Origin of the sequence: Mesorhizobium sp. ES1-3 (assembly GCF_020164795.1) — a bacterium.
In the GTDB taxonomy this organism is placed as follows: Bacteria; Pseudomonadota; Alphaproteobacteria; order Rhizobiales; family Rhizobiaceae; genus Mesorhizobium.
Genome location: NZ_JAIUGW010000005.1, coordinates 143,318 through 169,475, shown reverse-complemented (window position 1 = coordinate 169,475; position 26,158 = coordinate 143,318). Strand labels below are relative to the sequence as shown.

Annotated in this window: 22 protein-coding genes and 1 riboswitch; of the genes, 12 read left to right on the top strand and 10 right to left on the bottom strand. The window is 64.3% G+C overall.

Annotation, left to right across the window (positions count from 1 at the left end; all coding sequences use genetic code 11):
* Positions 1–411: 411 nt before the first annotated feature.
* The 3 genes from LB536_RS10085 to LB536_RS10075 are packed head-to-tail and all read left to right on the top strand — an operon-like array spanning position 412 to position 4,141.
* Positions 412–1,164, top strand: coding sequence for a gluconate 2-dehydrogenase subunit 3 family protein (locus LB536_RS10085; protein ID WP_224591505.1), 753 nt, complete (start codon positions 412–414; stop codon positions 1,162–1,164).
* A 2-nt stretch (positions 1,165–1,166) separates the two neighbouring features.
* Positions 1,167–2,933 carry a GMC family oxidoreductase gene (locus LB536_RS10080; protein WP_224591502.1) on the top strand — a complete coding sequence of 589 codons (1,767 nt, stop codon included), beginning with the start codon at positions 1,167–1,169 and terminating at the stop codon, positions 2,931–2,933.
* The gene (locus LB536_RS10075) at positions 2,930–4,141 is read left to right on the top strand and encodes a cytochrome c (protein WP_224591499.1); all 1,212 of its coding nucleotides are present in this window, start codon (positions 2,930–2,932) and stop codon (positions 4,139–4,141) included. Before LB536_RS10080 ends, LB536_RS10075 begins: the two co-directional genes overlap by 4 nt.
* A gap of 15 nt (positions 4,142–4,156) precedes the next feature.
* Here the strand turns inward: LB536_RS10075 and LB536_RS10070 are convergent, their stop codons facing one another.
* Positions 4,157–5,053 carry a DMT family transporter gene (locus LB536_RS10070; protein WP_224591496.1) on the bottom strand — a complete coding sequence of 299 codons (897 nt, stop codon included), beginning with the start codon at positions 5,051–5,053 and terminating at the stop codon, positions 4,157–4,159.
* Positions 5,054–5,265: 212 nt separating this feature from the next.
* Here LB536_RS10070 and LB536_RS10065 point away from each other — a divergent pair, with 212 nt between their 5' ends.
* Together LB536_RS10065 and LB536_RS10060 are read left to right on the top strand one after the other, a co-directional pair.
* Positions 5,266–6,564, top strand: coding sequence for an adenylosuccinate synthase (locus tag LB536_RS10065; protein WP_224591493.1), 1,299 nt, complete (start codon positions 5,266–5,268; stop codon positions 6,562–6,564).
* A 75-nt stretch (positions 6,565–6,639) separates the two neighbouring features.
* Positions 6,640–8,391 carry a hypothetical protein gene (locus tag LB536_RS10060; protein WP_224591491.1) on the top strand — a complete coding sequence of 584 codons (1,752 nt, stop codon included), beginning with the start codon at positions 6,640–6,642 and terminating at the stop codon, positions 8,389–8,391.
* Positions 8,392–8,417: 26 nt separating this feature from the next.
* On the opposite strand, the gene LB536_RS10055 is transcribed toward LB536_RS10060, so the two are convergent.
* The 4 genes from LB536_RS10055 to LB536_RS10040 all read right to left on the bottom strand — a co-directional run bounded on the left by LB536_RS10055 (position 8,418) and on the right by LB536_RS10040 (position 11,505).
* Positions 8,418–8,717 (bottom strand): CcdB family protein, encoded by a 300-nt coding sequence (locus tag LB536_RS10055; protein ID WP_140754715.1) that lies wholly within the window; start codon positions 8,715–8,717, stop codon positions 8,418–8,420.
* Positions 8,717–8,959, bottom strand: coding sequence for a type II toxin-antitoxin system CcdA family antitoxin (locus LB536_RS10050; protein ID WP_140754713.1), 243 nt, complete (start codon positions 8,957–8,959; stop codon positions 8,717–8,719). Before LB536_RS10050 ends, LB536_RS10055 begins: the two co-directional genes overlap by 1 nt.
* An 82-nt stretch (positions 8,960–9,041) precedes the next feature.
* Complete coding sequence (locus tag LB536_RS10045) at positions 9,042–10,859, bottom strand: ABC-F family ATP-binding cassette domain-containing protein (protein WP_224591488.1); 1,818 nt, start codon at positions 10,857–10,859, stop codon at positions 9,042–9,044.
* A gap of 1 nt (position 10,860) precedes the next feature.
* Positions 10,861–11,505: a thiamine diphosphokinase gene (locus LB536_RS10040; RefSeq protein ID WP_224591485.1), complete on the bottom strand. Its 645-nt coding sequence runs from the start codon at positions 11,503–11,505 to the stop codon at positions 10,861–10,863.
* Between the two features lie 87 nt (positions 11,506–11,592).
* A riboswitch (TPP riboswitch) is annotated at positions 11,593–11,707 on the top strand.
* A 43-nt stretch (positions 11,708–11,750) separates the two neighbouring features.
* On the opposite strand from LB536_RS10040, the gene thiB reads away from it, so the two are divergent.
* From thiB to LB536_RS10020, 4 genes are all read left to right on the top strand, one after another.
* The gene (thiB, locus tag LB536_RS10035; protein ID WP_140754707.1) at positions 11,751–12,749 is read left to right on the top strand and encodes a thiamine ABC transporter substrate binding subunit; all 999 of its coding nucleotides are present in this window, start codon (positions 11,751–11,753) and stop codon (positions 12,747–12,749) included.
* A 123-nt stretch (positions 12,750–12,872) separates the two neighbouring features.
* Positions 12,873–14,492, top strand: a complete 1,620-nt coding sequence (thiP, locus tag LB536_RS10030; RefSeq protein WP_224591483.1) for a thiamine/thiamine pyrophosphate ABC transporter permease — start codon at positions 12,873–12,875, stop codon at positions 14,490–14,492.
* On the top strand, positions 14,485–15,261 hold the full coding sequence (thiQ, locus tag LB536_RS10025) for a thiamine ABC transporter ATP-binding protein (RefSeq protein ID WP_224591480.1): 777 nt from the start codon (positions 14,485–14,487) through the stop codon (positions 15,259–15,261). Before thiP ends, thiQ begins: the two co-directional genes overlap by 8 nt.
* 237 nt (positions 15,262–15,498) lie before the next feature.
* Positions 15,499–16,968, top strand: coding sequence for a M48 family metalloprotease (locus LB536_RS10020; RefSeq protein ID WP_224591477.1), 1,470 nt, complete (start codon positions 15,499–15,501; stop codon positions 16,966–16,968).
* Positions 16,969–16,984: 16 nt separating this feature from the next.
* Here the strand turns inward: LB536_RS10020 and LB536_RS10015 are convergent, their stop codons facing one another.
* Complete coding sequence (locus LB536_RS10015) at positions 16,985–17,848, bottom strand: RNA polymerase factor sigma-32 (RefSeq protein WP_140754699.1); 864 nt, start codon at positions 17,846–17,848, stop codon at positions 16,985–16,987.
* Between the two features lie 318 nt (positions 17,849–18,166).
* Between LB536_RS10015 and LB536_RS10010 the strand changes: the two genes are divergently transcribed.
* The 3 genes from LB536_RS10010 (at position 18,167) to LB536_RS10000 (ending at position 20,523) form a co-directional block, all read left to right on the top strand.
* Positions 18,167–18,940 carry an amino acid ABC transporter substrate-binding protein gene (locus LB536_RS10010; protein ID WP_140754697.1) on the top strand — a complete coding sequence of 258 codons (774 nt, stop codon included), beginning with the start codon at positions 18,167–18,169 and terminating at the stop codon, positions 18,938–18,940.
* A 135-nt stretch (positions 18,941–19,075) separates the two neighbouring features.
* Positions 19,076–19,756 carry an amino acid ABC transporter permease gene (locus LB536_RS10005; protein ID WP_013892562.1) on the top strand — a complete coding sequence of 227 codons (681 nt, stop codon included), beginning with the start codon at positions 19,076–19,078 and terminating at the stop codon, positions 19,754–19,756.
* On the top strand, positions 19,753–20,523 hold the full coding sequence (locus tag LB536_RS10000) for an amino acid ABC transporter ATP-binding protein (RefSeq protein ID WP_224591475.1): 771 nt from the start codon (positions 19,753–19,755) through the stop codon (positions 20,521–20,523). The genes LB536_RS10005 and LB536_RS10000 overlap by 4 nt, the downstream gene beginning before the upstream one ends.
* Positions 20,524–20,604: 81 nt before the next feature.
* Here LB536_RS10000 and LB536_RS09995 read toward each other — a convergent pair whose 3' ends face one another.
* From LB536_RS09995 to LB536_RS09980, 4 genes are all read right to left on the bottom strand, one after another.
* On the bottom strand, positions 20,605–21,186 hold the full coding sequence (locus tag LB536_RS09995) for a CarD family transcriptional regulator (protein WP_006327799.1): 582 nt from the start codon (positions 21,184–21,186) through the stop codon (positions 20,605–20,607).
* Between the two features lie 369 nt (positions 21,187–21,555).
* Positions 21,556–21,894: a ferredoxin FdxA gene (fdxA, locus tag LB536_RS09990; protein ID WP_140735514.1), complete on the bottom strand. Its 339-nt coding sequence runs from the start codon at positions 21,892–21,894 to the stop codon at positions 21,556–21,558.
* A 235-nt stretch (positions 21,895–22,129) separates the two neighbouring features.
* On the bottom strand, positions 22,130–22,516 hold the full coding sequence (locus tag LB536_RS09985; RefSeq protein ID WP_224591472.1) for an RNA-binding S4 domain-containing protein: 387 nt from the start codon (positions 22,514–22,516) through the stop codon (positions 22,130–22,132).
* 10 nt (positions 22,517–22,526) lie between these two features.
* On the bottom strand, positions 22,527–25,961 hold the full coding sequence (locus LB536_RS09980; protein ID WP_224591468.1) for a helicase-related protein: 3,435 nt from the start codon (positions 25,959–25,961) through the stop codon (positions 22,527–22,529).
* Positions 25,962–26,158: the final 197 nt, after the last annotated feature.

Here is a 26,158-nt window from a genome sequence, read left to right as displayed (position 1 = left end):
CATGCATGCGGGGCGTTTCCATGACCGCTGGAGCCGCCCGGCGAATGCGCCGTCGTCGGCAGTGGCATGCTTTGGAAACCCGGCCTGATTAATACCCGCCACCGCCAGGTCCTGAGTCGAGGAGGCATGGCTTGTCTCCATCCCCGGTGACTTCGGTCGCCGCCGGAGCCGCAGCCAAAGGTGTCATTGCGTCACGCTGCTACAAGGATATCTCCTTTAGCCATCAATATATTAGCAGATGCGGATAAGCATAAGGCTGGCCCAATCTAACGATTTTGTGATCTGCTTGACGATCTCGGTTTCTTTCCGCACGCTGCCAGCAATTGATGGGCATGACTTAAACTCAACTGGTTTTGTCATGGTTTCGCGCGCAGCGCCCGGCGCGCCTCACTTGCTGTCGGGGTGCCTTCGATGGATCGTCACAATACTGTCCGGCTGAGCCGGCGTCTGTTTCTGTCTTCGGTTGCGATGGTCACGCTAACGGCAACATCGGCAAGCTTTGCCCGATCGTTGTCGGGCTCGCTGCCTTGGGCGCCGCTGTCGTCCGATCCGCCGATGCAGGTCGTGCCCGGCGGCTGGCAATTCTTCACGCCGCAGGAAGCCGCGCTGGTCGAGGCCATCGTCGACCGCATCATCCCCGCTGACGATCTCTCGATGGGCGGCAAGGAGGCCGGCTGCGCCGTCTATATAGACCGTCAGTTGACGGGCGCGTTCGGAACGTCGAGCCGGCTCTACACAAAAGGACCGTTCCTGCCGGGGTTGCCCACGCAGGGTTATCAGGGCGAAGCCAATCCCGCCCAGCGTTACCGCATCGGCCTTGCCGCCATCGACGCTTTCCTGAAACAGCGGGACGGCAAGATATTCGCCGAGCTCCCGCCGGCGGACCAGGATGCATTCCTGACCGCCATGGAAGCTGGAAAGGTCGACTTGCCAAACGGCGTCAAGGGTCCCGGCTTTTTCGGACTTCTGCTGCAGAACACGATGGAAGGGTTTTTTGCCGATCCTGTCTATGGCGGCAACAAGGACATGGTCTCGTGGCGCATGCTCGGATTCCCCGGCGCGCGCTATGACTACCGGGACCACGTCAGCAAGCACAATCAGCCCTATCCGCGGCCGCCCGTCTCCATCGAGGGCAGCCCGGAATGGCTCGTGAAAAGGAGCTGACTATGACGACGATACTGCCTCGCAAGGATGTCGTGATCGTCGGCCTTGGCTGGACAGGGTCCATCCTTGCGCATGAACTCACAGATCAGGGCCTGGACGTGCTGGCCATCGAGCGTGGTCCGTGGCGCGATACGGCAACCGATTTCAACATCGGCTACGCACAGGACGAGTTGCGCTACAGCGTGCGGCGCGACCTTTTCCTGCAGCCTGCCGTGGAAACCCTGACGATGCGCAACGACCCGTCGCAGACGGCGCTGCCGATGCGCGATTTCGGATCGTTCCTGCCCGGCAACGGTGTCGGCGGTGCCGGGGTGCACTGGAACGGCCACACCTGGCGGTTCTGGGATTCGGATTTTCAGATCAAGACCAACCTCACCAAGAGGTATGGTCCGGCGCGGATCGCCGATCTCCAGGTCCAGGACTGGGGCGTGACCGGCGCCGAGATGGAGCCTTATTACGACCAGTTCGAATATCTGGCGGGGATCTCGGGCAAGGCCGGCAACATCAAGGGGCAGATACAGGAAGGCGGCAACCCGTTCGAGGATCCGAGGGCGCGGGACTATCCGAACCCGCCGATGGAGATGACCTACGCGCCGACCCTGTTCGCCAATGCCGGCCGGTCCATGGGGTTGCACCCGTTCCCGACGCCGTCCGCCAACATGTCGCGGACCTATGTCAATCCGCTGGGCATCACCATGGGGCAGTGTACCTATTGCGGATTTTGCGAACGGTTCGGCTGCGCCAACTATTCCAAATCCAGTGCCCAGACCACCATTCTTCCCGTCCTGATGAAGAAGGCCAATTTCGAGGTCCGGACCGACAGCGAAGTCCTGCATGTCGATCTTGCCGCCGGCGGCAAGTCGGCACGCGGCGTGACCTACGTCGATACGTCCGGGCAGGAATTCTTCCAGCCGGCCGATCTCGTGCTTCTGTGCGCCTACGGCCTGCACAATGCCCGGCTGATGATGCTGTCGGGCATCGGCAAGATCTATGATCCCGCTACCGGCGAGGGCACGGTCGGGCGCAATTATTGCTACCAGACCAACTCCGGCGTGCAGGTGTTCTTCGACGACAAGAACTTCAATCCATTCATTGCCGCAGGCGCGCTCGGCCAGACGATCGACGACTATAATGGCGATGCCTTCGACCACGGCGGGCTCGATTTCGTCGGCGGCGCTGGCATCAACTGCATCCCCACCAATGGACGTCCCATCGGGACAAGGCCGACGCTGCCCGGCACGCCGAAATGGGGCAGCGCCTGGAAGAAGGCGACCGTCGCGGGCTACAAAAGCACGCTCGGCTTCTCCTCACAGGGCAGCAGCTACGCGACACGCACCAACTACCTCGACCTCGACCCGACCTACAAGGATCGCTTCGGCCGGCCGCTCATGCGCATGACCTTCGATTTTCCCGACAACGATATCCGGATGTCGAACTATCTCTGCGACCGGATGGAGGAGATCGCCAAGACGCTTGGCGGCAACCAGTACAATGTCGGCCGCCGCAAGAAGGGCTGGGACAGCGTCCCCTATCAAAGCACCCATAATACGGGCGGCGCCATCATGGGAACGGACCCGAAGAAGAGTGCGGTCAACAGCTTCCTGCAAAGCTGGGATGTGCCCAACGTCTTCGTCATCGGCGCGTCGGCGTTTCCGCAGAATGCCGGCAAGAATCCGACGGGAACGGTCGGCGCGCTCGCCTACCGGGCCGCCGACGGCATCCGCAATCACTACCTGCGCAATCCCGGCGCACCCCTGGTGCAGGCATGAGGACGCTCGCTGCCGCCGCCGGCGCGGCCGTGCTGGCGATCACCCCGGCACTCGCCGCCGATCAGGCCGACCAGATCATCCGCGGCCAATACCAGGCCGTGCTCGGCGATTGCGCGGGCTGTCATACGAGGCCGGGCGGCAAGCCGCTGGCCGGTGGCCTGCCGCTCGAAACGCCTTTCGGCGCACTGGTGCCGCCCAACATCACGCCCGACCACGAAACCGGCATCGGCCAGTGGTCACAGACCGATTTCCGCAACATGATGAAATCAGGCGTCGGCCACGATGGCGTGCGGCTCTATCCCGCCATGCCGTACCCCGCCTATACCAGAATGACCGAGCAGGACATCTCAGACTTGTGGGCCTACATGACCACGGTCGAGCCGGTCTCGAACAAGGTCGAGACCAATCAGTTGCCGTTCCCGTTGAACATCCGGCTGGCGATGTGGGGCTGGAACCTCCTGAATTTCAGCGAGGCAAGCTTCCAGGCCGATCCGTCCAAGTCGGCGGAATGGAATCGCGGCGCCTATATCGTCCAGGGGGCCGGGCACTGCGGCACCTGCCATACGCCCAAATCCTTCCTCGGCGCAGATCAGGACTCCAGCTTCCTGCAAGGGGCGTCGCTGCAGGGCTGGTTCGCCCCCGACATCACCAACAATGCTCAATCCGGCCTTGGCAAATGGTCGCAAGAGGACGTGGTCGCTTACCTCAAGACCGGCGTCAACGCGCATTCGATCGCGTCCGGTCCGATGGCCGAGGCGGTCGAGAACTCGACTTCCAAAATGACGGATCCCGACCTCAAGGCCGTGGCCGTCTATCTCAAGAGCCTGGGGTCGGATACCGGCAGTGCGCAGGCGCCCAAGCCGGACGAGGCGCGGATGGTGGCGGGCGAGGCGATCTACCATGACAATTGTTCGGCCTGCCATGGCGGCGATGGCACCGGGGCCGGCGCGTTGTTCCCGACCCTCGTCGGTAATTCCATCGTGGCCCAGGGCAATCCCGAAACGCTTGCCCGTGTCGTGCTCGCCGGAAGCCAGGCGGTGCACACGGCCGGCGCTCCGACGACGCCTTCGATGCCCTCGCTGGCGTGGCGGTTGAAGGACAAGGAAATCGCCGACGTGCTGACCTATGTGCGCGGCAGCTGGGGCAATTCTGCTGCGGCGGTGTCGTCGGACGATATCGCGGCGGTGCGCAAGGAATTGGTGCCGTAATTTCGGCGCGCGCCGTCAGCGGCCGGAAGCCATCTTGCGCCCGCTGTGTTCGGCGAGCCCGATGCCGCCCAGGACGAGAACCAGCGCCAGCGCCTGATAGAGCTGGAACGTCTCACCGACAATCAGCACCGAAAGCAGCGTGCCGAAGATCGGCACCAGATTGATGAACAGGCCGGCGCGGTTGGCGCCGATCAGCTCGTTGCCCCTGATATAGGTTATCTGCGAGATGACCGAAGCGCCGATCGCCGTATAGACGATGACGGCCCAGCCGCGCGCATCGGGCACGATCACCTTGCCGGCGGCGGCCTCCCACAGGAAGAAGGGCAGCGAGGTGATAAGTGCTGCGAACGACATGGCCAGCATCAGGCTCTGCCAGCGTATCGCCGGCTTCAGCCGCAGCCCGACCGAATAGCCGCTGTAGAGAACGACCGCGACCAGCATGATGGCGTCGCCGAAATTGAGCTCCAGCGTCAGCAGCCGGCGCGGATCGCCATGGCTGGCCGTCAGGATGACGCCGAAGATGGTCAGCGCCACGCCGGCGATCTGCGCCCAGTTCACGCGCAGGCGGAAGAAAACGAAATTGGCTGTCATGATCAGGATCGGCATCGCCGCCTGTTCGATCGAGACGTTGATCGCCGTGGTGTAGTTGAGCGCGGTGTAGAAGATGGTGTTGAACAGAGTGAAGCCGCTGGCGCCCAGCGCCGCCAGCACGAACCAGTGCCTGCGCACGACAGGCCAATCCTCCTGGATCGTGCGCCAGCCGATCGGCAGCAGGATCGCCACGGCCAGCATCCAGCGCAGGAAGACCAGCGTCATCGGCGAGACGTGGTCGACCGCCAGCTTGCCGGCCACCGAATTGCCGCCCCACAGCAAGGTGGTGAGCAGCAGGAATATGTAGGCGCTTCGATGCATCGCGGGCTTCCGGCCGCGGGAATGGGCCGCGGTGTTTGCCGGCCTATTGCCCCCGTCAGCCCAAGTAAATGATGTCAAAGCCGGAAATTGTTGTGCCTCAGGGCATTTTTGGCGGCAAAGAAAGGTCGCACTCGCGAGGTCTTGACGCTATAGAGGCCTGTCGTTTCGAACCATATCCAAGCCGCGCGGCGGCGTCTCAAGGGAAAAGAAACATGGCCAATGTGGTGGTCGTCGGCTCGCAGTGGGGCGACGAAGGCAAGGGCAAGATCGTCGACTGGCTGTCGGAGCGCGCCGATGTGGTGGTGCGTTTCCAGGGCGGCCACAATGCCGGCCACACGCTGGTCGTCGACGGTAAGGTCTACAAGCTGTCGCTGTTGCCTTCGGGTGTCGTGCGGGAAGGCAAGCTGTCCATCATCGGCAATGGCGTGGTCTTCGATCCGCATGCTTTCGTCGCCGAAGTGGAGAAACTGAAAGGCCAAGGCGTGGACGTAACGCCGGATCGCCTGAAAATAGCCGAAAACACGGCGCTTATCCTGTCCGTACACCGGGAGCTGGACGGATTCCGCGAGGATGCCGCTTCGAATTCCGGAACGAAGATTGGCACGACCCGACGCGGTATCGGTCCCGCCTACGAGGACAAGGTGGGCCGGCGCGCCGTTCGGGTGATGGATCTGGCGGATTTGGAAACTTTGCCCCTGAAGGTCGACAGGCTGCTGACGCACCACAATGCGCTGCGTCGCGGGCTCGGCCATGCCGAAGTCACGCATGACGCGATCATGCAGGAATTGACCTCGGTCGCGAACAACATCCTGCCCTATATGGACCGCGTCTGGAAGGTGCTCGACGACAAGCGCCGTGCCGGCGAGCGCATCCTGTTCGAGGGCGCGCAAGGCACGCTGCTCGACATCGACCACGGCACCTATCCGTTCGTCACCTCGTCCAACACGGTCGCCGGCCAGGCCGCGGCCGGCTCCGGCGTCGGCCCGGGCGCCATCGGCTATGTTCTCGGCATCACAAAGGCCTACACCACGCGTGTCGGCGAAGGTCCGTTCCCGACCGAGCAGAAGAACGAGATCGGCGAGTTCCTCGGCACACGCGGCCATGAATTCGGTGTCGTCACCGGGCGCAAGCGCCGCTGCGGCTGGTTCGACGCGGTGCTGGTGCGCCAGGCGGTCGCCGTTAACGGCATCAAGGGCATCGCGCTGACCAAGCTCGACGTGCTCGACGGGCTGGACGAGATCAAGGTCTGTACCGGTTACAGGCTCGACGGCGAGACGATCGACTATTTGCCGGCAAGCCAGGGCGCGCAGGCCCGCGTCGAACCCATCTATGAGACGCTGGATGGCTGGAAAGGCACCACCGCCGGCGCACGCAGCTGGAACGATCTCCCGGCTCAGGCCGTCAAATATGTCCGATACATCGAGGAGCTGATCGGCGCGCCGGTCGCACTCCTCTCCACCAGCCCGGAACGGGACGACACGATACTTGTGACCGATCCGTTTCAAGACTAGTTTCTGAAGCCTTTCCGGGCATCGCGGCTGATTTGCGGGGGCCGGCGCGGAGGCAAAATACAGGTCGACTGAAGCATGGCAGATTTCGTTGCTGTTCTGAAAAACGCATTCGAGAAGCATGGCGACGAGACGCCCGAGAAGCGTACGCGCATCTATAACAGTGTTCGCGCCATGCTGGCGAAGAAGCTTGCGGACTATTCGCCGCCGCTGGCTCCCGAGGCCATAGACAAGCAGAAACGCTCGCTGGACGACGCCATTGCCGGCGTCGAGCGGGACTATGCCAAGAGTGTGCCGGAAACGGATCCGCTCGCGGAACTGGAACACATCTTTTCCTCCATCGACCGTAACAAGAACCAGCCGACCCACGTCAAGCAGCCGGCCAAGGCGGAATCGGCTCCCGCTCCTTCTCCGTATCGGCCCGCCCCTGCCGCGGCCAGCCCGGAGCCCTACAAACCGGCGCAGCCCGTGGCGAATCCCGAGCCCTACCGGCCTGCTCCAACCGCCAAGGCCGAGCCAGGCTGGCAAAGACCGACGCCGGTGCAGCCCGCTCCGGAGTTTTCGGAAAAGACCTTGCCGGGGATGGACGCGGATCGGGACGATGACCGGAACGATGTCTTTGCCGATGACGAAGCGCCGGCAGGCGCCGACACTTTCGAGCGTTTACGCCCGGCCGAACGCAAGCGCAGCTATGGCGGGTTGATCGCCGCAGTCGTCGCATTGCTGGTTATTGCCGGCGGCGGTTACGGCATCTGGCTGAACAAGGATGCCTTCGGCAAGATGCTGGGCCTGGGCGGCAGCAAGGTTGTTGCCAAGACCGAACCGGTGAAAACGACGCCGGCCAAGCCGGCGACCGATGCCGCGGCCACGCCACCGGCGCCCGCGACCGGCGCCGAAGGCCCGAAATTCACGCAGCGGCTGACGCCTGAAGGCGGCGAAACCGACCCCGGCCCGGCAGGCGGGCAGAGCGGCATAGGCGAGGGCGAGTCCGTCGCCGCGCTGACGACGCCGCCAACGGCAACGAATGCGCCGGCCACGGCAGCGCCGGCGGTTCCCGCTCCGGCTACCAATACGCCGGCTACCGGTACGCCTGCGCCAGCCGCGACCACGCCCGCGGCGGGCACACCGCCCGCAACACCACCCGCCAACGGAACCCCGGCCCCGGCCGGTGCGGCCGCCGCCACACCGCCGCCCGCGCCGGCAGGCGCAACGCCGCCCGCGGCGGCACCGGCAAGCGCCGCGCCGGCGGCACCGGCCGCGGCGCAAACCTCGGTTCCGGTCGGCCAGAAGGCGATCTTCTATGAGGAGCGCACCAGCACTGCCCAGGGTTCGGCCGAGCCCGGCAGCATCGTCTGGTCGCTGGTGCAGGAATCGCCCGGCGGCGACCTGCCGCCAGAGCCGGCGATCCGTGCCGAGGCGACCATTCCCGGCAAGGACATCCAGTTGCGCATGACCATCCGCCGCAACACCGACAAGACCCTGCCGGCCAGCCACATCATCGAGATGATCTTCCTGACGCCCGACGGCTTCGAGGGCGGCGGCGTCGACAACATATTGCGCGTCGCCATGAAGAGCTCGGAACAGGATGCCGGCAGCCCGCTCATCGGCATCCCGGCCAAGATCGCCGACGGCTTCTTCCTCGTCGCGCTCAACGACACCAAGGCCGACGAAGACGCCAACATGACCCTGCTGCGCGGCCAGGACTGGATCGACGTGCCGGTGGTCTACAAGACCGGACGGCGGGCATTGCTGACCATGGAAAAGGGCCTTCCCGGCGAGAAGGTGTTCGACGAGGCGATCAAGGCCTGGCAGGCCAAGACGGCGGGCTGAGAAGGCGGCGCAACGGTCGCCTTCGTTCAGAAACCCTGGAAAAGCATGTCGAGTGCGGCGACGATATCGTCGTGATGCTTTGTCAGGTTCAGCCGACTTTCACCCAATTCGCTTGCCGGGACGGTAGCAATCAGGTGTGTCGCCATAACCAACTTCCGGCCGTTGATGTCGAAGATCGGATGAAGCTTTCGCATCGGCGGCGGCACCGTCGCGACCGGCAGTAGCGGGATGACTACCCGCGTCTTGAAATTGTCGAGCAGGTCGGATTGGACGTCGAGCAAATAGTTGCCTTCGACGCGACCGGCGAAGACATCATAGCGCGGCATCAGAACTGCCGGTACTCTTCCAACGGGATGCCGTTTTTGTCGATGTAGTCGTTCCACGCATCTATCGTGGGGCGGTTCTCAAGCTTCCACAGCCTCGTTTTCTCGGCCGCCACCGCTTCCGCGATGCCGGCCTCCGCAGCGCGCGAGACGTTCACATCAAGCCCCTTGGCTTCCCTCATGAGGTTCGAGTCGATCGACAGATTTGCTGGCTGACGGACCGCATTCAAGGCAATCTTACGCATGGTGGCCTCCGCAACATGCGCATAATATATGCGCATTCCGATATGGAGGCAATCAAATCAAGCTGCCTCGACTGCGGCGGACCTACCCTTCCATCTCTTCCCGCAGCATCTCAAGCTCCAGCCATTCTTCCTCGAGTGCCGCCAGCGTCGCGCGCTCCTTGTCGAGGGCGGCAATGGTCTTCTGGAACGATGCCGGATCGCGCTCGTAATAGGCGGGATCGGCGATGTTGTTCTCCAGCCGCGAGATCGACGCGGTCACCGCCTCGATCTTCTTGGGCAAAGAGTCCAACGCGAACTTCTGCTTGAACGAGAGTTTTTTGGCCGGTCCCTTGGCGGCAGCAACGTCCGCCTTGGCCGCCGGCGCATCGCCGGCTTCGGCCTTGGCGCGCGCCTTGCGGTCGTCGAGCCTGGTGCCGCCGCGCTGCGCCAGCATGTCGGAATAGCCGCCGGCATATTCGACCCAGCGGCCGCCGCCATCCGGCGCGATGATGCTGGTCACGGTGCGGTCGAGGAAATCGCGGTCGTGGCTGACCAGGATGACGGTGCCCGCAAAACCGGCGACCAGTTCCTGCAGCAGTTCCAGCGTCTCCATGTCGAGATCGTTGGTCGGCTCATCGAGCACCAGCAGGTTCGCCGGCCGCGCCAGCACGCGCGCCAGGATCAGCCGCGCCCGCTCGCCGCCGGACAATTCGCGCAACGGCGTGCGTGCCTGTTCCGGCTTGAACAGAAAATCCTTCATGTAGGAGACGACATGGCGCTGCTCGCCATTGATGACGAGGTTTTCGCCGCGCCCGTCAGTCAGATACTGTGCCAATGTCTCCTGCGGATCGACTGCCTCGCGCTTCTGGTCGAGCGTGGCGATTTCCAGATTGGTGCCGAGCCGTACCGATCCGGCATCAGGCGCCAACTCGCCGGTCAGCATCTTCAGAAGCGTCGTCTTGCCGGCGCCGTTCGGCCCGACAAGGCCGACGCGGTCGCCGCGCTGGATACGGGTCGAGAATCCCTTGACGACGGTGAGGTCGCCAAAGCCCTTCTCGATGTTCTTGGCTTCGATCACCAGCTTGCCGGATTCGGCGGCGTCGCTTGCCACCAAGGTCGCGGAGCCCTCGGCACCGCGATGGCCGCGAAAGCGCTGGCGCATGGTCTGCAGCTCGCCGAGGCGTCGCATGTTCCGCTTGCGCCGCGCCGTCACGCCATAGCGCAACCAATGCTCCTCGCGCACGATCTGGCGGCCGAGCTTGTGCTGTTCGCGCTCTTCCTCTTCCAGAACCAGGTCGCGCCATTCCTCGAAATGGCCAAAGCCCTTGTCCAGCCTGCGGGTCTGGCCACGGTCGAGCCAGACAGTGGCGCGCGACACGCGTTCGAGGAAGCGGCGGTCGTGCGAGATCACGATGAGCGCCGAGGAAGTCCGGACGAGCTCTTCTTCCAGCCATTCGATGACAGACAAATCGAGATGGTTGGTCGGTTCATCAAGAAGCAGAATGTCGGGCTCGGGCGCCATGACACGAGCAAGCGCGGCGCGCCTGGCCTCGCCGCCGGACAGGTCGCCCGGCCGCTCCTCGCCCGACAGGCCGAGATGCTCCATCAGATAGCTGGCGCGATAGGGATCGTCGGCCGGCCCTAGTCCGGCCTCGACATAGGCGCGCACATTGGCGAAGCCGTCCATGTCGGGCATTTGCGGCAGATAGCGTACTGTCGCAGAAGGCTGGCGGAACACCTCGCCATCCTGCGGTTCGATCAGGCCGGCGGCGATCTTGAGCAGCGTCGACTTGCCGGACCCGTTGCGGCCGACCAGCGCGATCTTGTCGCCGGCCGAAGCGGTCAAGGCGGCGCCGTCGAGCAGCGGCGTGCCGCCGAAGGTCAGTCTTATCCCGTCGAGATTGAGAAGAGGCGGGGCCATGTCAGCTTTCGGGCAATGGATAGGGATGGGCGAGCAGCAGTGCGCGGCCATGGCCGAGCGCGATGTCGAGGCGGCCCTTGACCTCGTTGGAAATGGTCAGCGACGAACCGAAAGCCACCTCGACCTTGTCGAGCGGCCATTTGGCGCCGGTTACGGTCAGGCCGGAGAGTTCGGAAAAGCCGAGTATCGAAAACAGCGTGCCGTCGGCATAATCGAAGCCGGCCCTGCCGAGCAGCAAGGGGACAGCTTCCTGGGCGCCGCTGGTCAGAAGCACAGCTGTTCCGGCCTCGGCCAGCCGCAGGCCAAGCGCCAGATGCAGGAAGGCGTGATCGGCGCGCTTGCCGCCGAAGGCGCCCGCCAGCACAAGACGAGTCGCCCCGCGCTCGAGCGCTGCCGCGATCGCCAGTTCGCCGTCGGTCTTGTCCTTTTCCGCCGGGAAGGTTTGCCGGGGCACGGCGGCGAGACCTTCCGGCAGATCGGCCGGCACGGAATCGAAATCGCCGACCCACAGTTCCGGGACAAGGCCCAGCATCCGCGCATGGCCGATGCCGGCGTCGGCGGCGATGACGCGCGAGCCTTTGACCTGGCGGTCGAGCCGGGGCGTGCGGATGAGATCGCCGCCAAGCAGGATGGTGAATGTGCTCATATCCTGTCGCCCTTACCAGCCCGGCACGGGAAACGGAAGGCGGCAAACTCCCACTTGCGTGTCCCATCGGCCGGGCCTATGTGTCGAAACGCTCTAACGGGGTGCCGGACGCGACTTTCGCGGGCCGGCTGAGAGGTAGTCTCGCCAACCCGCTGAACCTGATCCGGTTTGTACCGGCGGAGGGATTAGACGTTTCGGACAATCCGACGCCTCAATTCCTTTCAACGCAAACGAAGGAGGCGCCGATGCGCACGCTTTTAAATTCTCTCGTCGCAGCCGTGGTAGTGACCCTGTCCGGGCCGGCTTTGGCCAAGGACAAGCTTACCGTTTATACCTATGAGAGCTTCACCGCCGACTGGGGTCCAGGCCCGGTGGTAAAGAAGGAATTCGAGGCCGAATGTGGCTGCGATGTCGAATTCGTCTCGGTCGCCGACGGCGTGGCGCTGCTCAACCGTGTCAAGCTCGAAGGCGCAGCGACCAAGGCCGACATCGTGCTCGGCCTCGACACCAATCTCACCGCCGATGCCAAGGCGTCGGGCCTGTTCGCACCGCATGGCACGGTGAGCGATGTCAATGTGCCGGGCGGCTGGAGCGACGATACTTTCGTCCCCTTCGATTATGGCTATTTCGCCGTCGTCTACGACACCGAGAAGCTCAAGACGCCGCCGAAAAGCCTGAAGGACCTGGTCGAGGGCAGTGCCAATGACAAGATCGTCATCGAGGACCCGCGCACCTCGACGCCCGGTCTCGGTCTGCTGTTGTGGGTGAAGTCGGTCTATGGCGACAAGGCGCCGGAAGCCTGGGCCAAGCTCAAGGCCAAGGTGCTGACCGTCACGCCGGGCTGGAGCGAGGCCTACGGCCTGTTCACCAAGGGCGAGGCGCCGATGGTGCTGTCCTACACCACCTCGCCGGCCTACCACATGGTCGCCGAGAACACCGAGCGCTACCAGGCGGCATCCTTCGAAGAGGGCGAGTACCTGCAGATCGAGGTTGCCGGCATCACCACCACGGGGGCCAAGAACCCGCTGGCGGCCAAGTTCATGGCTTTCATGACCGGGCCGAAATTCCAGGACGCCATCCCGGAGACCAATTGGATGTTCCCGGCCGGCAAGACCGACAAGCCGCTCAACCCCGCCTTCGACAAACTGGTCAAGCCGACCAAGACCCTGCTGTTCAGCCCCGAGGAAGTCGCGGCCAACCGCAAGGCCTGGGTGGACGAATGGCTGGCGGTGATGAGCAAGTAGGTTTTGTGGGCTAATCTCGTGAGATGACCGCTCTACGGCGCCCCCCTCTGTCCTGCCGGACATCTCCCCCACGAGGGGGGCGCCAAGGAACACAATGTTTCCCAAGTCGATCGTTGGTTCTCAGTGCAACGCGCATCTGATCCCCGCATCACCGCCGGCATCACCGCGCTCGCGGCAACCACACTGCTGATCGGCGGCGCTTTTGCCGGCCTTATCATCGAAGGCGCCCACGATTTTTCCGGCGCCTGGGCCGCCTTCGATCCTTACCTCTTCCGTGTCGTGCGCTTCACGCTCTGGCAGGCGGCCCTGTCGACGCTGCTCTCGGTCGGGCCCGCCCTGTTCGTGGCGCGGGCGCTGTCGCGGCATCCACGTTTCCCCGGCCGCGCCTTCATCCTGCGGCTCTTCGCCGTGCCGCTGGCTCTGCCGGCGATCGTCGCGGCGCTCGGCATCCTGGCGCTCTACGGCGGCGCCGGCTATTTCGCCGGTCTGTTCAACTGGGTTGGCGGCCGGGACTGGCCGGGCATCTATGGCCTGTCCGGCATTCTCGTTGCCCATGTCTTCTTCAACCTGCCGCTGGCCACCCGCCTGCTCCTCGAGGCGCTGCAGACCATTCCCTCAGACCAGTGGCGGCTGGCGAGCCAGCTCGGGATGGGAGCGCGGCCGGCATTCCGGCTGATCGAATGGCCGACGCTGCGCGCCGCCTTGCCCGGCGTCGCCGGACTTGTCTTCATGCTCTGCATCACATCCTTCACCATCGTGCTGACGCTTGGCGGCGGGCCGGCCGCGACGACGCTGGAGGTCGGCATCTATCAGGCATTGCGCTTCGATTTCGATCCCGCGCGGGCTGTCGCGCTGACATTGCTGCAGATCGGCTTGACCTTCATCGTGGTGCTGGCGCTGACCCGGCTCGGCGCCAATGTCGTCGGCGACACCAACCTGCCGGTCGCGCCGCGCCGCTATCTCTCGGTCAACAGGACCGAGGCCTCGCTGAACGCTATCCTCATCGTGTTGGCTTCGCTCTTCGTTGCCGGGCCGATGGCGGCGACCGTGGCGGCCGGATTGGGCGCCGATCTCGGCCGGCTGGCCGGCGAGGCCACTGTCCGGCAGGCGACACTGACCAGTGCCGTGCTCGCTTTCCTGTCGGCGCTGCTTTCGGTGATGCTTTCGCTGGCCCTGACCATGGCGCGCCGGGCGCTGGCGCTGAACCGCCGCTCCGGCCCAAGGACACTGCTCGAACATGCCACCGATACCGGCGCCGGCTTTGTGCTGGTCGTGCCGCCGATCGTCATCGGCGCCGGCTGGTTCCTTCTGTTGCGCCATGTCGGCGATGTCTTTGCCATCGCCCCGCTCATGGTCGTCACCGTCAACGCCGTCATGGCGATGCCTTTCGCGTTGCGCGCCATCCGTCCCGCCTATGACGCGGCAAGCGAGCGTCACGAACGGCTCTGCGCGCAGCTCGGCATTTCCGGCTGGGCAAGACTGCGGCTGGTCGACTGGCCGTCGCTGCGGCGGCCGCTCGCCACCGCCTTTGCGTTCGCCATGGCGCTGTCGCTTGGCGATCTCGGCGTCATCGCCCTGTTCGGCAGTGATTCCGTGCAGACCTTGCCCTACCTTCTCCTGGCTCGCATGGGTAGCTACCGCACGCAGGACGCCGCCGGCCTGGCACTGCTACTCGGCCTTGTCTGCCTGGCACTGGTGCTGGCAGCGGACCGGCTGGGAAAGGGGATGGCCCGCGATGTTTGACAGGGCTGCTGACGGCAAGGGGGTTACGGTGCGGCTGGACAAGGTCTCGTTCAGTTATGGCGAGGCATTGTTCGCCTTCGATGTCGAGTTCACGGCTGCGCAAATCACCGCCATCATGGGGCCGAGCGGTTCGGGAAAGTCAACGCTGCTCAATCTGGTGGCCGGGTTCGAGACGCCGAGATCCGGTCGCGTGCTGATCGGCGGGGTCGATGTCGGCAGCGAGCCGCCGGCCATACGCCCGGTGTCGATGGTGTTCCAGGAGAACAACCTTTTCGCGCATCTTTCCGTCGAGCAGAATGTCGGGCTCGGCCGTTCGCCATCGTTGCGACTGACCGATGCCGACCACGCCGATATCGCGGAGGCGCTTGGGCGCACCGGCCTTGCCGGCAAGGAGAAGCGGCTGCCGCGTGAACTTTCGGGCGGTGAGCGCCAGCGCGTCGCTCTGGCTCGCGTGCTGGTGCGTGACCGCCCGGTGCTGCTGCTCGACGAACCCTTCGCCTCGCTCGGACCCGCCTTGCGCGACGACATGCTCGACCTGGTTGCCAGCCTCCATGCCGAGCGTGGCATGACGGTGCTGTTCGTCACGCACCAGCCGCAGGATGCCCGCCGGATCGGCCAGAAGGTGGTGTTTCTGGACAATGGCGCCGTCGCCGCCACAGGCACCTCGGACGATTTCTTTGCAGGGACTGGTCCGGAGGCGTTCCGGCGCTACATCGGTGCCGGTGCCGGGGATGAGTTATCACGAGATATTGCCCGGAAGCGGACATAATTTACGCTCAAACCGGCTTGAGGCGATGTGGCGCTTGCTTGCCATGACTGGAGTAGTGTGGCTAGGTCCGCTCGATACCGGTCCGGCACAGGCCGTGATTTGCCTACAGCATCTGCTGCCCGCCCCGAGCGCGCGACCGACGCTGTAGCAGTTTGTTTTGCGCATGACACGGTCCGTTGGCCATGCGCAAGGACCTGAAAGGAAGCCATTCTGGCGATCGGCGCTGACAGGCTACGAATGAATCCGCTGGCGCGCTTTCTCGCGCTCGCCGGCTTTGCCGTGGCGCTGGCAAGCTGCCAGATGTTTACGCCTCCGGAAGTCCAGGAATCCGGCTTCCAGCCATCCGACAAGCCGATCACGGTGGACAATGTCGCCGCCAACAACAAGCTTGCCGAACTCGCCAAGGCGCAGCATCCGCGTATCCTGGCGACCTATGGTGGCGAGTATGCCGATCCCAAGCTCGAGCGCATGGTCGCCAAGGTGGTCGGCAATCTGACCGTGGTGTCGGCTAACCCGACCCAGACCTATCGCATCACCATCCTCAATTCGCCCAACGTCAACGCTTTCGCGCTGCCGGGCGGCTATCTCTACATCACGCGCGGCCTGTTGGCGCTGGCCAATGATTCGTCCGAGCTCGCCGCCGTCATCGCGCATGAAATGGGACACGTCACCGCCAATCACGGCCTGCAACGCCAGCAGCTGGAGGCCGAGGAAGGCCTTGCGACCAAGGTCGTTTCCGATGTGCTCGGCGACAGCCCGACCGCCAAGGCAGCACTGATCCGCGGCAAGCTCAGGCTGGCGCAGTTCTCGCGCAACCAGGAACTGGAGGCTGACGCCATTGGCATCAAGTCGATCGGCGAAGCCGGCTACGATCCCTATGCCGCCGGCCGCTTCCTGCAGTCGATGTCGGCCTACACCGATTTCCGTTCGATCAGCGGTGCCACGGACGCCAGCCTCGACTTCCTGGCCACGCATCCCAGCACGCCGCAACGCATCGATCTGGCACAGCGCCACGCCCGCCAATTCGGCGCGCCCGGTTTCGGCACGCGCGATCGCGATTCCTTCCTCGCCGGCATAGACGGCCTGCTTTATGGCGACACGCCGGAAGAGGGCTATGTGCGCGGCGAAACCTTCCTGCATCCGGGTCTCGGCGTGTCGTTCACGGTGCCGGACGGTTTCATCATCGACAATTCGGCGGCAGCGGTGACGGCAACGGGTCCGGGCGACATAGCGATCCGCTTCGACGGCGTTTCGATCGACAAGAACCGCGCCTTGACCGACTATATCAGAAGCGGCTGGGTGGCCGGCCTCGACGACAGCACCGTCAAGCAGGAAACCATCAACGGCAATGAGGCCGCGACCGCGCATGCCGGCGCCGAAGGCTGGCAGTTCGACATCGCGGTGATCCGTGCCGGCGGCCAGGTCTACCGACTGCTGACCGCGGCCCCCTCGGCCAGCGCGTCGCTGGAAACGGTGGCGCGCTCGGTCAGTGGCTCTTTCCACATCCTCAGTCCCGCCGAAAAAGCGGCCCTGAAGCCACTGCATATCCGTGTGCTTACGGTGCAGCCAGGACAGACCATGGGTTCGCTTGCCGCGCAGATGGTGGGCGTCGACCGCAAGCTCGACCTGTTCCGCGTGCTCAACGCGCTGTCGCCGGGGGCCGCGGTTTCGGCCGGCGACAAGGTCAAGATCGTCACCGACAAGTAAGCGCCGTTGCGCGAGATCAGGCGGCAGTCGCCATGAATTCCGGGTTCTGCTTCACCAGCGCGACCTTGAGCTTTTCCAGGGCGCGGGCTTCGATCTGGCGGACGCGTTCCTTGGAAATGCCGAGCGTCTCGCCGAGTGCCTCGAGCGTGGCGCCCTCGTCGGTAAGCCGGCGTTCCTCGATGATGCGGAGTTCGCGGGCGTTGAGCGCTTGAAGCGCCTCCTTCAGCCAGAGCGCGCGGCGCGCGATATCGATCTTGTCGCCGACAATCTCGTCGGGCAAGGGATCGTCCGAGACCAGGAAGTCCATCCGCTCGGTCGCACCCGCATCGTCGGCAAGCGGCACGTTGAGCGAGGAATCGGGCGCCGACAGGCGCGAATCCATCAACGCCACATCAGCTTCGGAAACGCCGAGCGCAACCGACACCTCGCGGTAGAGGGTTGTGTTGGAGAGTGGTTCGGCGCCGTTCGCGAGACGGGCGCGCAACCGCCTCAGATTGAAAAACAGGGCCTTTTGCGCCGAACTGGTGCCGCCGCGCACGATCGACCAGTTGCGCAGGATGTAGTCCTGCATCGAAGCGCGAATCCACCACGTCGCGTAGGTCGAAAACCGCACCTCGCGCTCGGGCTCGAAGCGAGCGGCGGCCTCGAGCAGACCGACATGGCCTTCCTGGATCAGGTCGCCGAGAGGCAGGCCGTAGTGACGGAATTTCGAGGCCATGGAAATGACCAGCCGCATATGGGCAACGGTGATGCTGTGCAACGCATTCTGATCGTTGTCCTGTTTCCAGAGCAGTGCAAGCCGATGCTCCTCGTCGCGCTCAAGGTAAGGCGCCCTCATTGCCGCGCGGACCATGACCCGACCTGCCGTGTCTTCCATCATAAGGCGCTCCTTGGCTCAGGCGTGCGAATGACAAACTGGCAAGAACCGGCTTGAAATGACGGCGTCGTGCCCTAGAACAGCCAAAACTGCCATGCGCGGGAAAGGTTCCGCTGGAGCAGGCAAGCGAGCGATGACGTCCGGGCAATTTCGGCACGGCTGCCCGGACTTCCGATGCTGCAAAGAAATTTCTTTTGGAGTATTTGATTTTCAGAACTGAGCCTTTTTGAAATTTCGTTCCTTATTTTTTCGATCCGCATCTGTCATTTTCCAGCCCTCACAACATGCCTGACATCAGGCCAAGGACGGGATCACAGAAAAATGAAATGGCTCAAGTCGCTCATTATCGCCGGAACGCTGCAGGCCCTGGCGGTCACATCGGGCCATGCCGGCGCCAATCTCGACCAGATCAAGCAGGCTGGCGTCATCAAGGTCGGCACGGAAGGCACTTACGCTCCCTTCACCTATCATGATGCATCCGGAGCGCTCGTCGGCTTCGACGTCGAAATCGCCAAGGCGATCGCCGAAAAGCTCGGCGTCAAGGCGGAGTTCCTCGAGGGCAAGTGGGACGGCCTGATCGCCGGCCTCGACGTCAAGCGATATGATGCCGTCATCAACGAAGTCGGCATCACCGATGCCCGCAAGGCCAAGTACGCTTTCTCCGATCCCTACATCGCCTCCAAGGCGGTGCTGATCGTGCGCGGCGACAACACCGACATCAAGACCTTCGCAGATCTCAAGGGCAAGAAGGCGGCGCAGTCGCTGACCTCCAATTTCGGCAAGCTGGCCGAATCGAATGGCGCCGAACTGGTCGGCACGGATGGCTTCGACCAGTCGATCCAGCTGCTTTTGACCGGCCGCGCCGACGCCACCATCAATGACAGCCTGTCGTTCCTCGACTTCAAGAAGCACAAGCCCGACGCCAATGTGAAGATCGCCGCCCAGGAAGAGAATGCCGATTACTCCGGCGTCATCGTGCGCAAGGGCGATCCGGAGCTGGTCGCGGCCATCAACAAGGCCCTTGCCGACATCAAGGCCGACGGCACCTACCAGAAGATCGCCGACACCTATTTCGGCCAGGACGTCTCGAAGTAATCATAAAGCGGGGCGGGTAGCCGCCCTGCAGCCCATCCAGCGGCGAGCCGTCTTTGACGGCTCGCCGCTTTTGTCGTGATATGGCTGACGCATTCGCGCTTCGATGACGCTGCCCGTCCATTCCGGAGGTATTTCGTGCCGCACTGGCTGCAACTGATGCTGGAGTCGCTGCCCTCGCTGCTGTGGGCAGCGTTGATCTTCACCGTGCCGCTGACGCTGCTTTCCTTCGTGCTCGGCCTGACGGTGGGGCTGGGCGCGGCGCTCGGCCGGCTGTTCGGGCCGAAGCCGCTTGTGGCGCTCGTGCGCTTCTATGTCTGGATCTTCCGCGGCACGCCTCTCCTAGTGCAGCTGTTCCTGATCTTCTATGGCCTGCCGTCGGTCGGCATCCTGCTCGATGCCTTTACCGCGGCGCTGATCGGCTTCACGCTCAACATCGGCGCCTACACGTCGGAAATCATCCGCGCGGCGATCGGCTCGGTGCCGAAAGGCCAGTGGGAGGCCGCCTATTCGATCGGCATGACCTGGAGCCAGGCGATGCGGCGCACCATCCTGCCGCAAGCCGGCCGGGTGGCGGTGCCGCCGCTCTCCAACACCTTCATCTCGCTGGTCAAGGACACGTCGCTGGCCGCCGCCATCACCGTGCCGGAGATGTTCCAGGCGGCGCAGCGCATTGTCGCCACCACCTATGAGCCACTCATCCTCTATGTCGAGGCGGCGATCCTCTATCTGGCGATGAGTTCGGTGCTGTCGGCCTTGCAGACGCGGCTGGAGGAGCGGCTCAACCGCTATGGCGGCTTCCTGGAGGCACGCTCATGATCGGCCTCGCCAACATCGAAAAACGCTTTGGCGACAATCTTGTGCTGAAGGGGGTGACGGTCGCCATCGCCGAGGGCAGCGTCACCGCGCTGGTCGGTCCTTCGGGCGGGGGAAAAAGCACGCTGCTGCGCTGCATCAACCTCTTGGAGATCCCGACCTCGGGCACGGTGCGGATCGGCGACGAGACGCTCGAGTTCCGCCCGGGTGGCAAGGTGCCGGCGGCGGACATAAGGCGCCTGCGCCTGCAGACCGGCATGGTGTTCCAGAATTTTCAGCTGTTTCCGCATCGCTCCGCCATCGAGAATGTCATGGAAGGCTTGGTTACGGTGCTCAAATGGTCGCCCCAGCAGGCACATGAGCGGGCGGCCGCGCTGCTGGAGAAGGTCGGCATGGCGCACAAGGCCGACGCCTGGCCGGCGACGCTGTCAGGTGGCCAGCAGCAGCGCGTGGCGATCGCGCGGGCTCTCGCCCCGTCGCCGAAAGTGCTGCTGTGCGACGAGCCGACCTCGGCGCTCGACCCCGAACTGGCGCAGGAAGTTGTCGACGTGCTTGGCCAACTCGCCAGCGAAGGCACGACCATGGTGATTGCGACGCATGATTTGCGCCTCGCCTCCAAGATCGCCCAGGAAGCGGTGTTCCTCGACGCCGGCGTCGTGGTCGAGCAGGGACCGTCCGCCACGCTGTTCGGCAATCCGGAGCGCGAACGGACCAAGCGGTTCATCGCCACGCTGAAGCAGGAGGCGGCGGAGAAGGGCGGTGGCGCATAAGCGCGGTATCCGCAGCAATCCCAAAGACAAAAAACCCGGCGCGAGGCCGGGTTTCGTTAACTCAACTCGAAGGCGAAAAGCTCAGGCAGCTTCTTCCTGCTCGGCTTCCTCGTTGTCGGCCTTGGCGCCACGCTTGGGGCCCTTGTTGAGGTTGACCTCGATCAGGCGCACGGCTTCGGTTTCCGACATGCGGTTTACGGCCGCGATCTCGCGAGCCATGCGGTCGAGCGCCGCCTCGTAGAGCTGGCGTTCGGAATAGGACTGCTCCGGCTGGTTGTCGGCGCGGTAGAGGTCGCGCACGACTTCCGAGATCGAGATCAGGTCGCCCGAATTGATCTTGGCATCATATTCCTGGGCACGACGCGACCACATGGTGCGCTTGACGCGGGCGCGACCCTGCACGACCTTCAGCGCACGCTCGACATAATCCTCCTCCGACAGCTTGCGCATGCCGATCGAGGTCGCCTTGGCGACCGGCACCTTCAGGCGCATCTTGTCCTTCTGGAAGTCGATGACGAACAGTTCCAGCTTGTGACCGGCCACTTCCTGCTCGTCGATCGAGACGATCTGGCCGACGCCATGCGCCGGATAGACGATGTACTCGCCGGTCTTGAAACCGTGACGCGCGGCTGTGGACTTCTTCTGCGGGGTTATCGTTGCCATTACGCCCTGAACTCCTTGTTGTGTGCCGGCGGCGGTGCCGGCTGAACTCACGTGATCGGTGTCACCGATCATTAGCCGCACAACAGATGAACCCACCGGAAAGGCCGGGACCGGCAAACCGCACGAACTGCGACCGCCTGGCCCAGATCGCTCTGGTCCGGAATGGGATTTTCACCTTTCAGTGATTTGGGGCGTCTGCGCCATAAATCGACGTTGTGTCACCGGCATGTTTCGCTGATGTAACACAAAAAGTCGGAAGAATCAAGGTTTTGCTGCGTAAGCGAAGGCCACAACCGATCGCCGCCTGTCAAGGCGGTTAATCCGACGTGCCTGTTACGCTGCGTCATACAAGCCTTTACAGCGGTGTTGTCAATCGCCTTCGCCGGGCTCGGCGGAGAAGTATTTCTCGAACTTGCCGGTCTCGCCGTCGAAGGTCTTGGCGTCGGCCGGCGGCTCCTTCTTGGCGGTGATGTTGGGCCATTTCTCGGCATATTCGGTGTTGATCTGCAGCCATTTGTCGAGGCCGGACTCGGTGTCGGGCTTGATCGCGTCGGCCGGGCATTCCGGCTCGCAGACGCCGCAGTCGATGCACTCGTCGGGATGGATGACGAGCATGTTCTCGCCTTCGTAGAAACAGTCGACCGGACAGACCTCGATGCAGTCCATATATTTGCATTTGATGCAGTTGTCGGTCACGACATAGGTCATCGGTCGGCTCCGGGATGTCCCGTTTTTGTTGGCTTTTTTGTGAGGTAACGCCTTTGTCGGCCGCTTGCAAGGGTGGCTATTCCCAGTGGCGCCAGGGTTTGGGAATGGAATTCCAGGTGGGCGGTGCCGCGAGGGCCCGACATGCCCACAGGCCGTCCCGTTTGCCGGTCCCGGTTCTGCTTTTTGTTTGTCGTTTGCCCTGGGAAAACACACCCCCGCGTCTGGTCGGCAAGGCTCAATCTTCGTCGAGCAATCGGTCGGTCTGGCGGCGCTCTTTCTTGGTCGGGCGGCCGCTGCCTGCCTCGCGCAGCGCCGGGATAGCATCGGGAAGTGCGTCGGCCTTGGCTGCGGGCGGCGGCGACATGTCTTCATAAAGAGTGCGAGCTTCCTCGGCAGGGCCGCGCCGCACACCAGCGCCGAGCACCTTCCAGACGAAGATACGCCGGTCGAGCGTGATGGTCAGCACGTCGCCTGGCTTGACCAGATCGGAAGCCTGCGCTGCTTTGTCGCGATTGATGCGCACGCGACCGGCGACTACCAGTTTGGCCGCCAGTGAGCGCGATTTCACCGCGCGCGTGAAGAACAGCCATTTGTCGATGCGCTGGCGGCCTTCCGCAACCATCGACGCGAGCCTACTTCTTTAATTGGTCGCGCAAAGCGGCGAGCTTGGCGAAGGGTGAATCCGGATCGAAGCGCACCGGACGCTCCTCGCGCGGCTTGGGCTGGAAGGCGGGCTTTCCGCCCCCCTTGCCACGATCGGCACCCTTGCCTTCCGGGCTGCCGCCCTTCCAGTCAGGCCGACCTTCGCGGCGGTCGGGACGATCGCCTTGCGGGCGGCCGTCGCGGCGCTCGGCGCCTTCGCCTTGCGGCCTCGGCTTGAACTTCGAGCGGTCGAAGCGCGGTTTGCCGGCGCCGTCGCGGCGCCCTTCATGAGCGGGACGGTCCGCGGGCGTGCCTGTTGCCGGTCCGTCGCCGGCATCGGCAGGCGCGTTGCTTCGGCCGCGCGCCTGTCCGGCTTGCGGGCGGTTGTTGCGGCCATCGCGATGGCGCGGGCGCTGGTCAAAGCGACCTTGGCGCCACAACAGGATCGGTTTTGGCGCTTCGGCTTCCGGCGCAGGTTCGCTGGTGGCTTCCGCCACTGCAGCCGGTTCGGCGGCATCCGTCGGCGCGGAGGCTTCGACGATCGGCTCCGCCGCTGCGGCTTCCTCCGTGGGCGTGGCGTCGACCTCGGCAGCTTCAGGTTCGGCCTGCGGTTCAACCGGGGCCGGCTCGGCGGGTTCAACAGCGGCTTCGGCTAAAGGCGCCTCTTCATCCGCAACCTCAGTCGTGGCTTCCGACTGCTCTTGTGCGACAGGCTCTGCTGCCGTTTCCGCGATGACCTCGGCTGGGGCTTCGATGGCGGCCTCGGCGGCTGCCGTTGCCGAACCCTCGACCGTTGCCTCCGCGGCCGCATCTACAGCGCCGGCTTCCGTTACTGCGGCTTCCACTGCCGCCTCTTCCGCCGCCTTGGCCTGTTCCGCGCGGGCTACCTCTTCGGCTGCCTGCTTGGCAGCGGCGGCTTCCCGCGCGGCAGTGTCCTGCGCTTCCAGCCGTGCCTTGACTTCCGCCACCGGTTTCGGCTCGGCGCGATAACCGAGACCCTTGAGGATCTCTTCCATGTCGTCGGCGGTGGCGCCGAGGATCGACATCATCGGCGGCGTCACCATGAAGGACTGGCCGTCATAGGCGCCGTCCGGCCGCTGGCCGAGGCCGGGCTTCCAGTTGGTCGCCGGGCGGATCAGGTCGGCCAGCCGCTCGAGAATATCGATGCGCACGGCGCGGCGGCCGAGATTGCGGTAGCCGGCAAGCTTGTAGAACGCCTTGTCGAAGGCCGGATCGATGACAACAGAGGTGCGTCCCGACGCCAGCGCATGGACGACGTCGCCGAAGCCCGGCTTGTCCTTGCCGTCGTTCTTCAGCGCCCAAAGCAAGGTCACCAGTCCGGCGGGTGCCGGCTTGATCAGCGCCGGCACGAAGACGTGATAGGCACCGAAGCGCACGCCGAGCCGGCGAAGTGCCGCCCGACCTTCCTGGTCGAGCGACTTCATCTCCTCGGCGATGTCGCGGCGATTGATGAGGCCGAAATTCTCCACGAGCTGGAAGGCGATGCCGCGGCCGATACCGGAAATCTGCTCCGCATTCTTCAAGTCGACCAGCGGCTTGAGCAGGGATTCGATCTGGAAATTGACGAAACGCTCGGCGCGCGCGGCGACCTTGTCGCGGGCCGGGCCGGTGAGTTGTTCGTCGGCCAGCAGCACCAGCCGCGGCTTCAGCGCGTCCTCGCCCGAAACCAGCGTGCCGATCGGTGCGCCGATCCAGCGCAGGGTGCCGTCCGAGCCGAGCGCGAGGTCGCCATTGGCGCAGGCGCCGAAGCGCTCCGCACGGGCCTCGAATTCGGCTGCCAGCGCCTTTTGCGCGGCCGTGCGCACGGCCTTGGCGTCTTCGCCGCCGGCGGTCTGGTCGGCGGTGAAGCGGAACCCTTGCAACTCGCCGACATGATGGCCTTCGACAAGGACGGTTCCGGTAGGACTGATTTCGGCTTCGGGCATGGTATTTTCTCTAAGGCGCCGCATGAGGACGGAAGTCCTGCGGTCTACGAAGCGTTTCGTCAACCGCTCATGCAACGCATCCGACAATCTGTCTTCGATTTCACGCGTCTTTTCCCGCCAGTGTGCCTGATCGGCCAGCCAGCCGGGCCGGTTCGACACGAATGTCCAGGTGCGGATCTGGGCGATGCGGTGCGACAGCGTATCGATGTCGCCCTCGGTGGTGTCGGCACGGCGCACCTGCTCGGCCATGTAATTCTCGTCGACATGGCCATGCCGGGCGAGGTCCATGTAGATCGAGGCGATCAGGTCGGCATGCTGGGCGGGCGCAATCTTGCGGTAGTCCGGCAGCGCGCAGGCTTCCCACAGCAGCGCCACGCGCTTGGCATTGGTCGCGAGCGCGCGGATGTCTTCGTCGCGGGAGAGATGTTCGAGCGCTTGTGCATCGACGGCCGGCAGCGCGCGTGTCAGGCCCTCGACCGGGGCGTTGGTTTCGATCGATCGCTTCAGCGCATCGAGGCTGGCGAAATCGAATTGCGCGGTGCGCCATTGCAGCACCTTCACCGGGTCGAATTCATGGCCCTCGATCTTCTGGACCAGATCCTCGTCGAGTGGGTCGACCTGACCGGTGACGCCAAACGTGCCGTCGCGCAGGTGCCGGCCGGCGCGGCCGGCGATCTGGCCGAGTTCGGCCGCCGTCAGATTGCGGTACTGGTAGCCGTCGAATTTGCGGTTCTGGGCAAAGGCGACATGATCGAGATCGAGGTTGAGGCCCATGCCGATCGCGTCGGTGGCAATGAGGTAGTCGACATCGCCCGACTGGAACAGCGCCACCTGGGCATTGCGGGTACGGGGCGACAGCGCCCCGAGCACGACGGCCGCACCGCCCTGCTGGCGGCGGATCAGCTCGGCGATTGCGTAGACCTCGTCGGCGGAGAAGGCGACGATCGCGGTACGCCTTGGCAGGCGGGTCAGTTTCTTGGAGCCGGCATAGGCCAGATGCGACAGCCGCGGCCGCGTCACCACCGAGACGCCCTTCAGCAGCCGCTGGAGAATGCCGTGCATGGTGGCCGCGCCGAGCAGCAGCGTTTCCTGGCGGCCGCGCAGATGCAGGATGCGGTCGGTGAAGATATGGCCGCGCTCGAGGTCGCCGGCCAGCTGCACCTCGTCGATGGCGACGAAGGCGGCGTCGGTCTCGCGCGGCATGGCTTCGACGGTGCAGACCGAATATCTGGCGCCCGGCGGCTGGATCTTCTCCTCGCCGGTGATGAGCGCCACCTTGTGGGCGCCGACCTTCTCGCAGACGCGCGTGTAGACCTCGCGGGCCAGCAGCCTCAGCGGCAGGCCGATGACGCCGGTTTCGTGCGCCACCATGCGCTCGATGGCGAGATGGGTCTTGCCCGTGTTGGTCGGGCCAAGCACGGCGGTCACGTCGCGGCCTGACAGGATCAGCGGCTCGGTGTGTTTCTGCTGAATGTTCATCGGCTCGGAAATAAGGCTTTCTGGCCTCTCGTTGTCGGGAGCGTGCCTGGACGGCGCGTATGACAGCCGACACATAGGGATTTCGGGCGCGAAGCGAAAGCGGAATGTTCCGGCCGGGTGTTAAGGACGCCTGCGTCGACCCGCAAATCAGCCCCAGCTTAACAGTTGGAACGAGTCTGGAACGAATCAGCGACGAA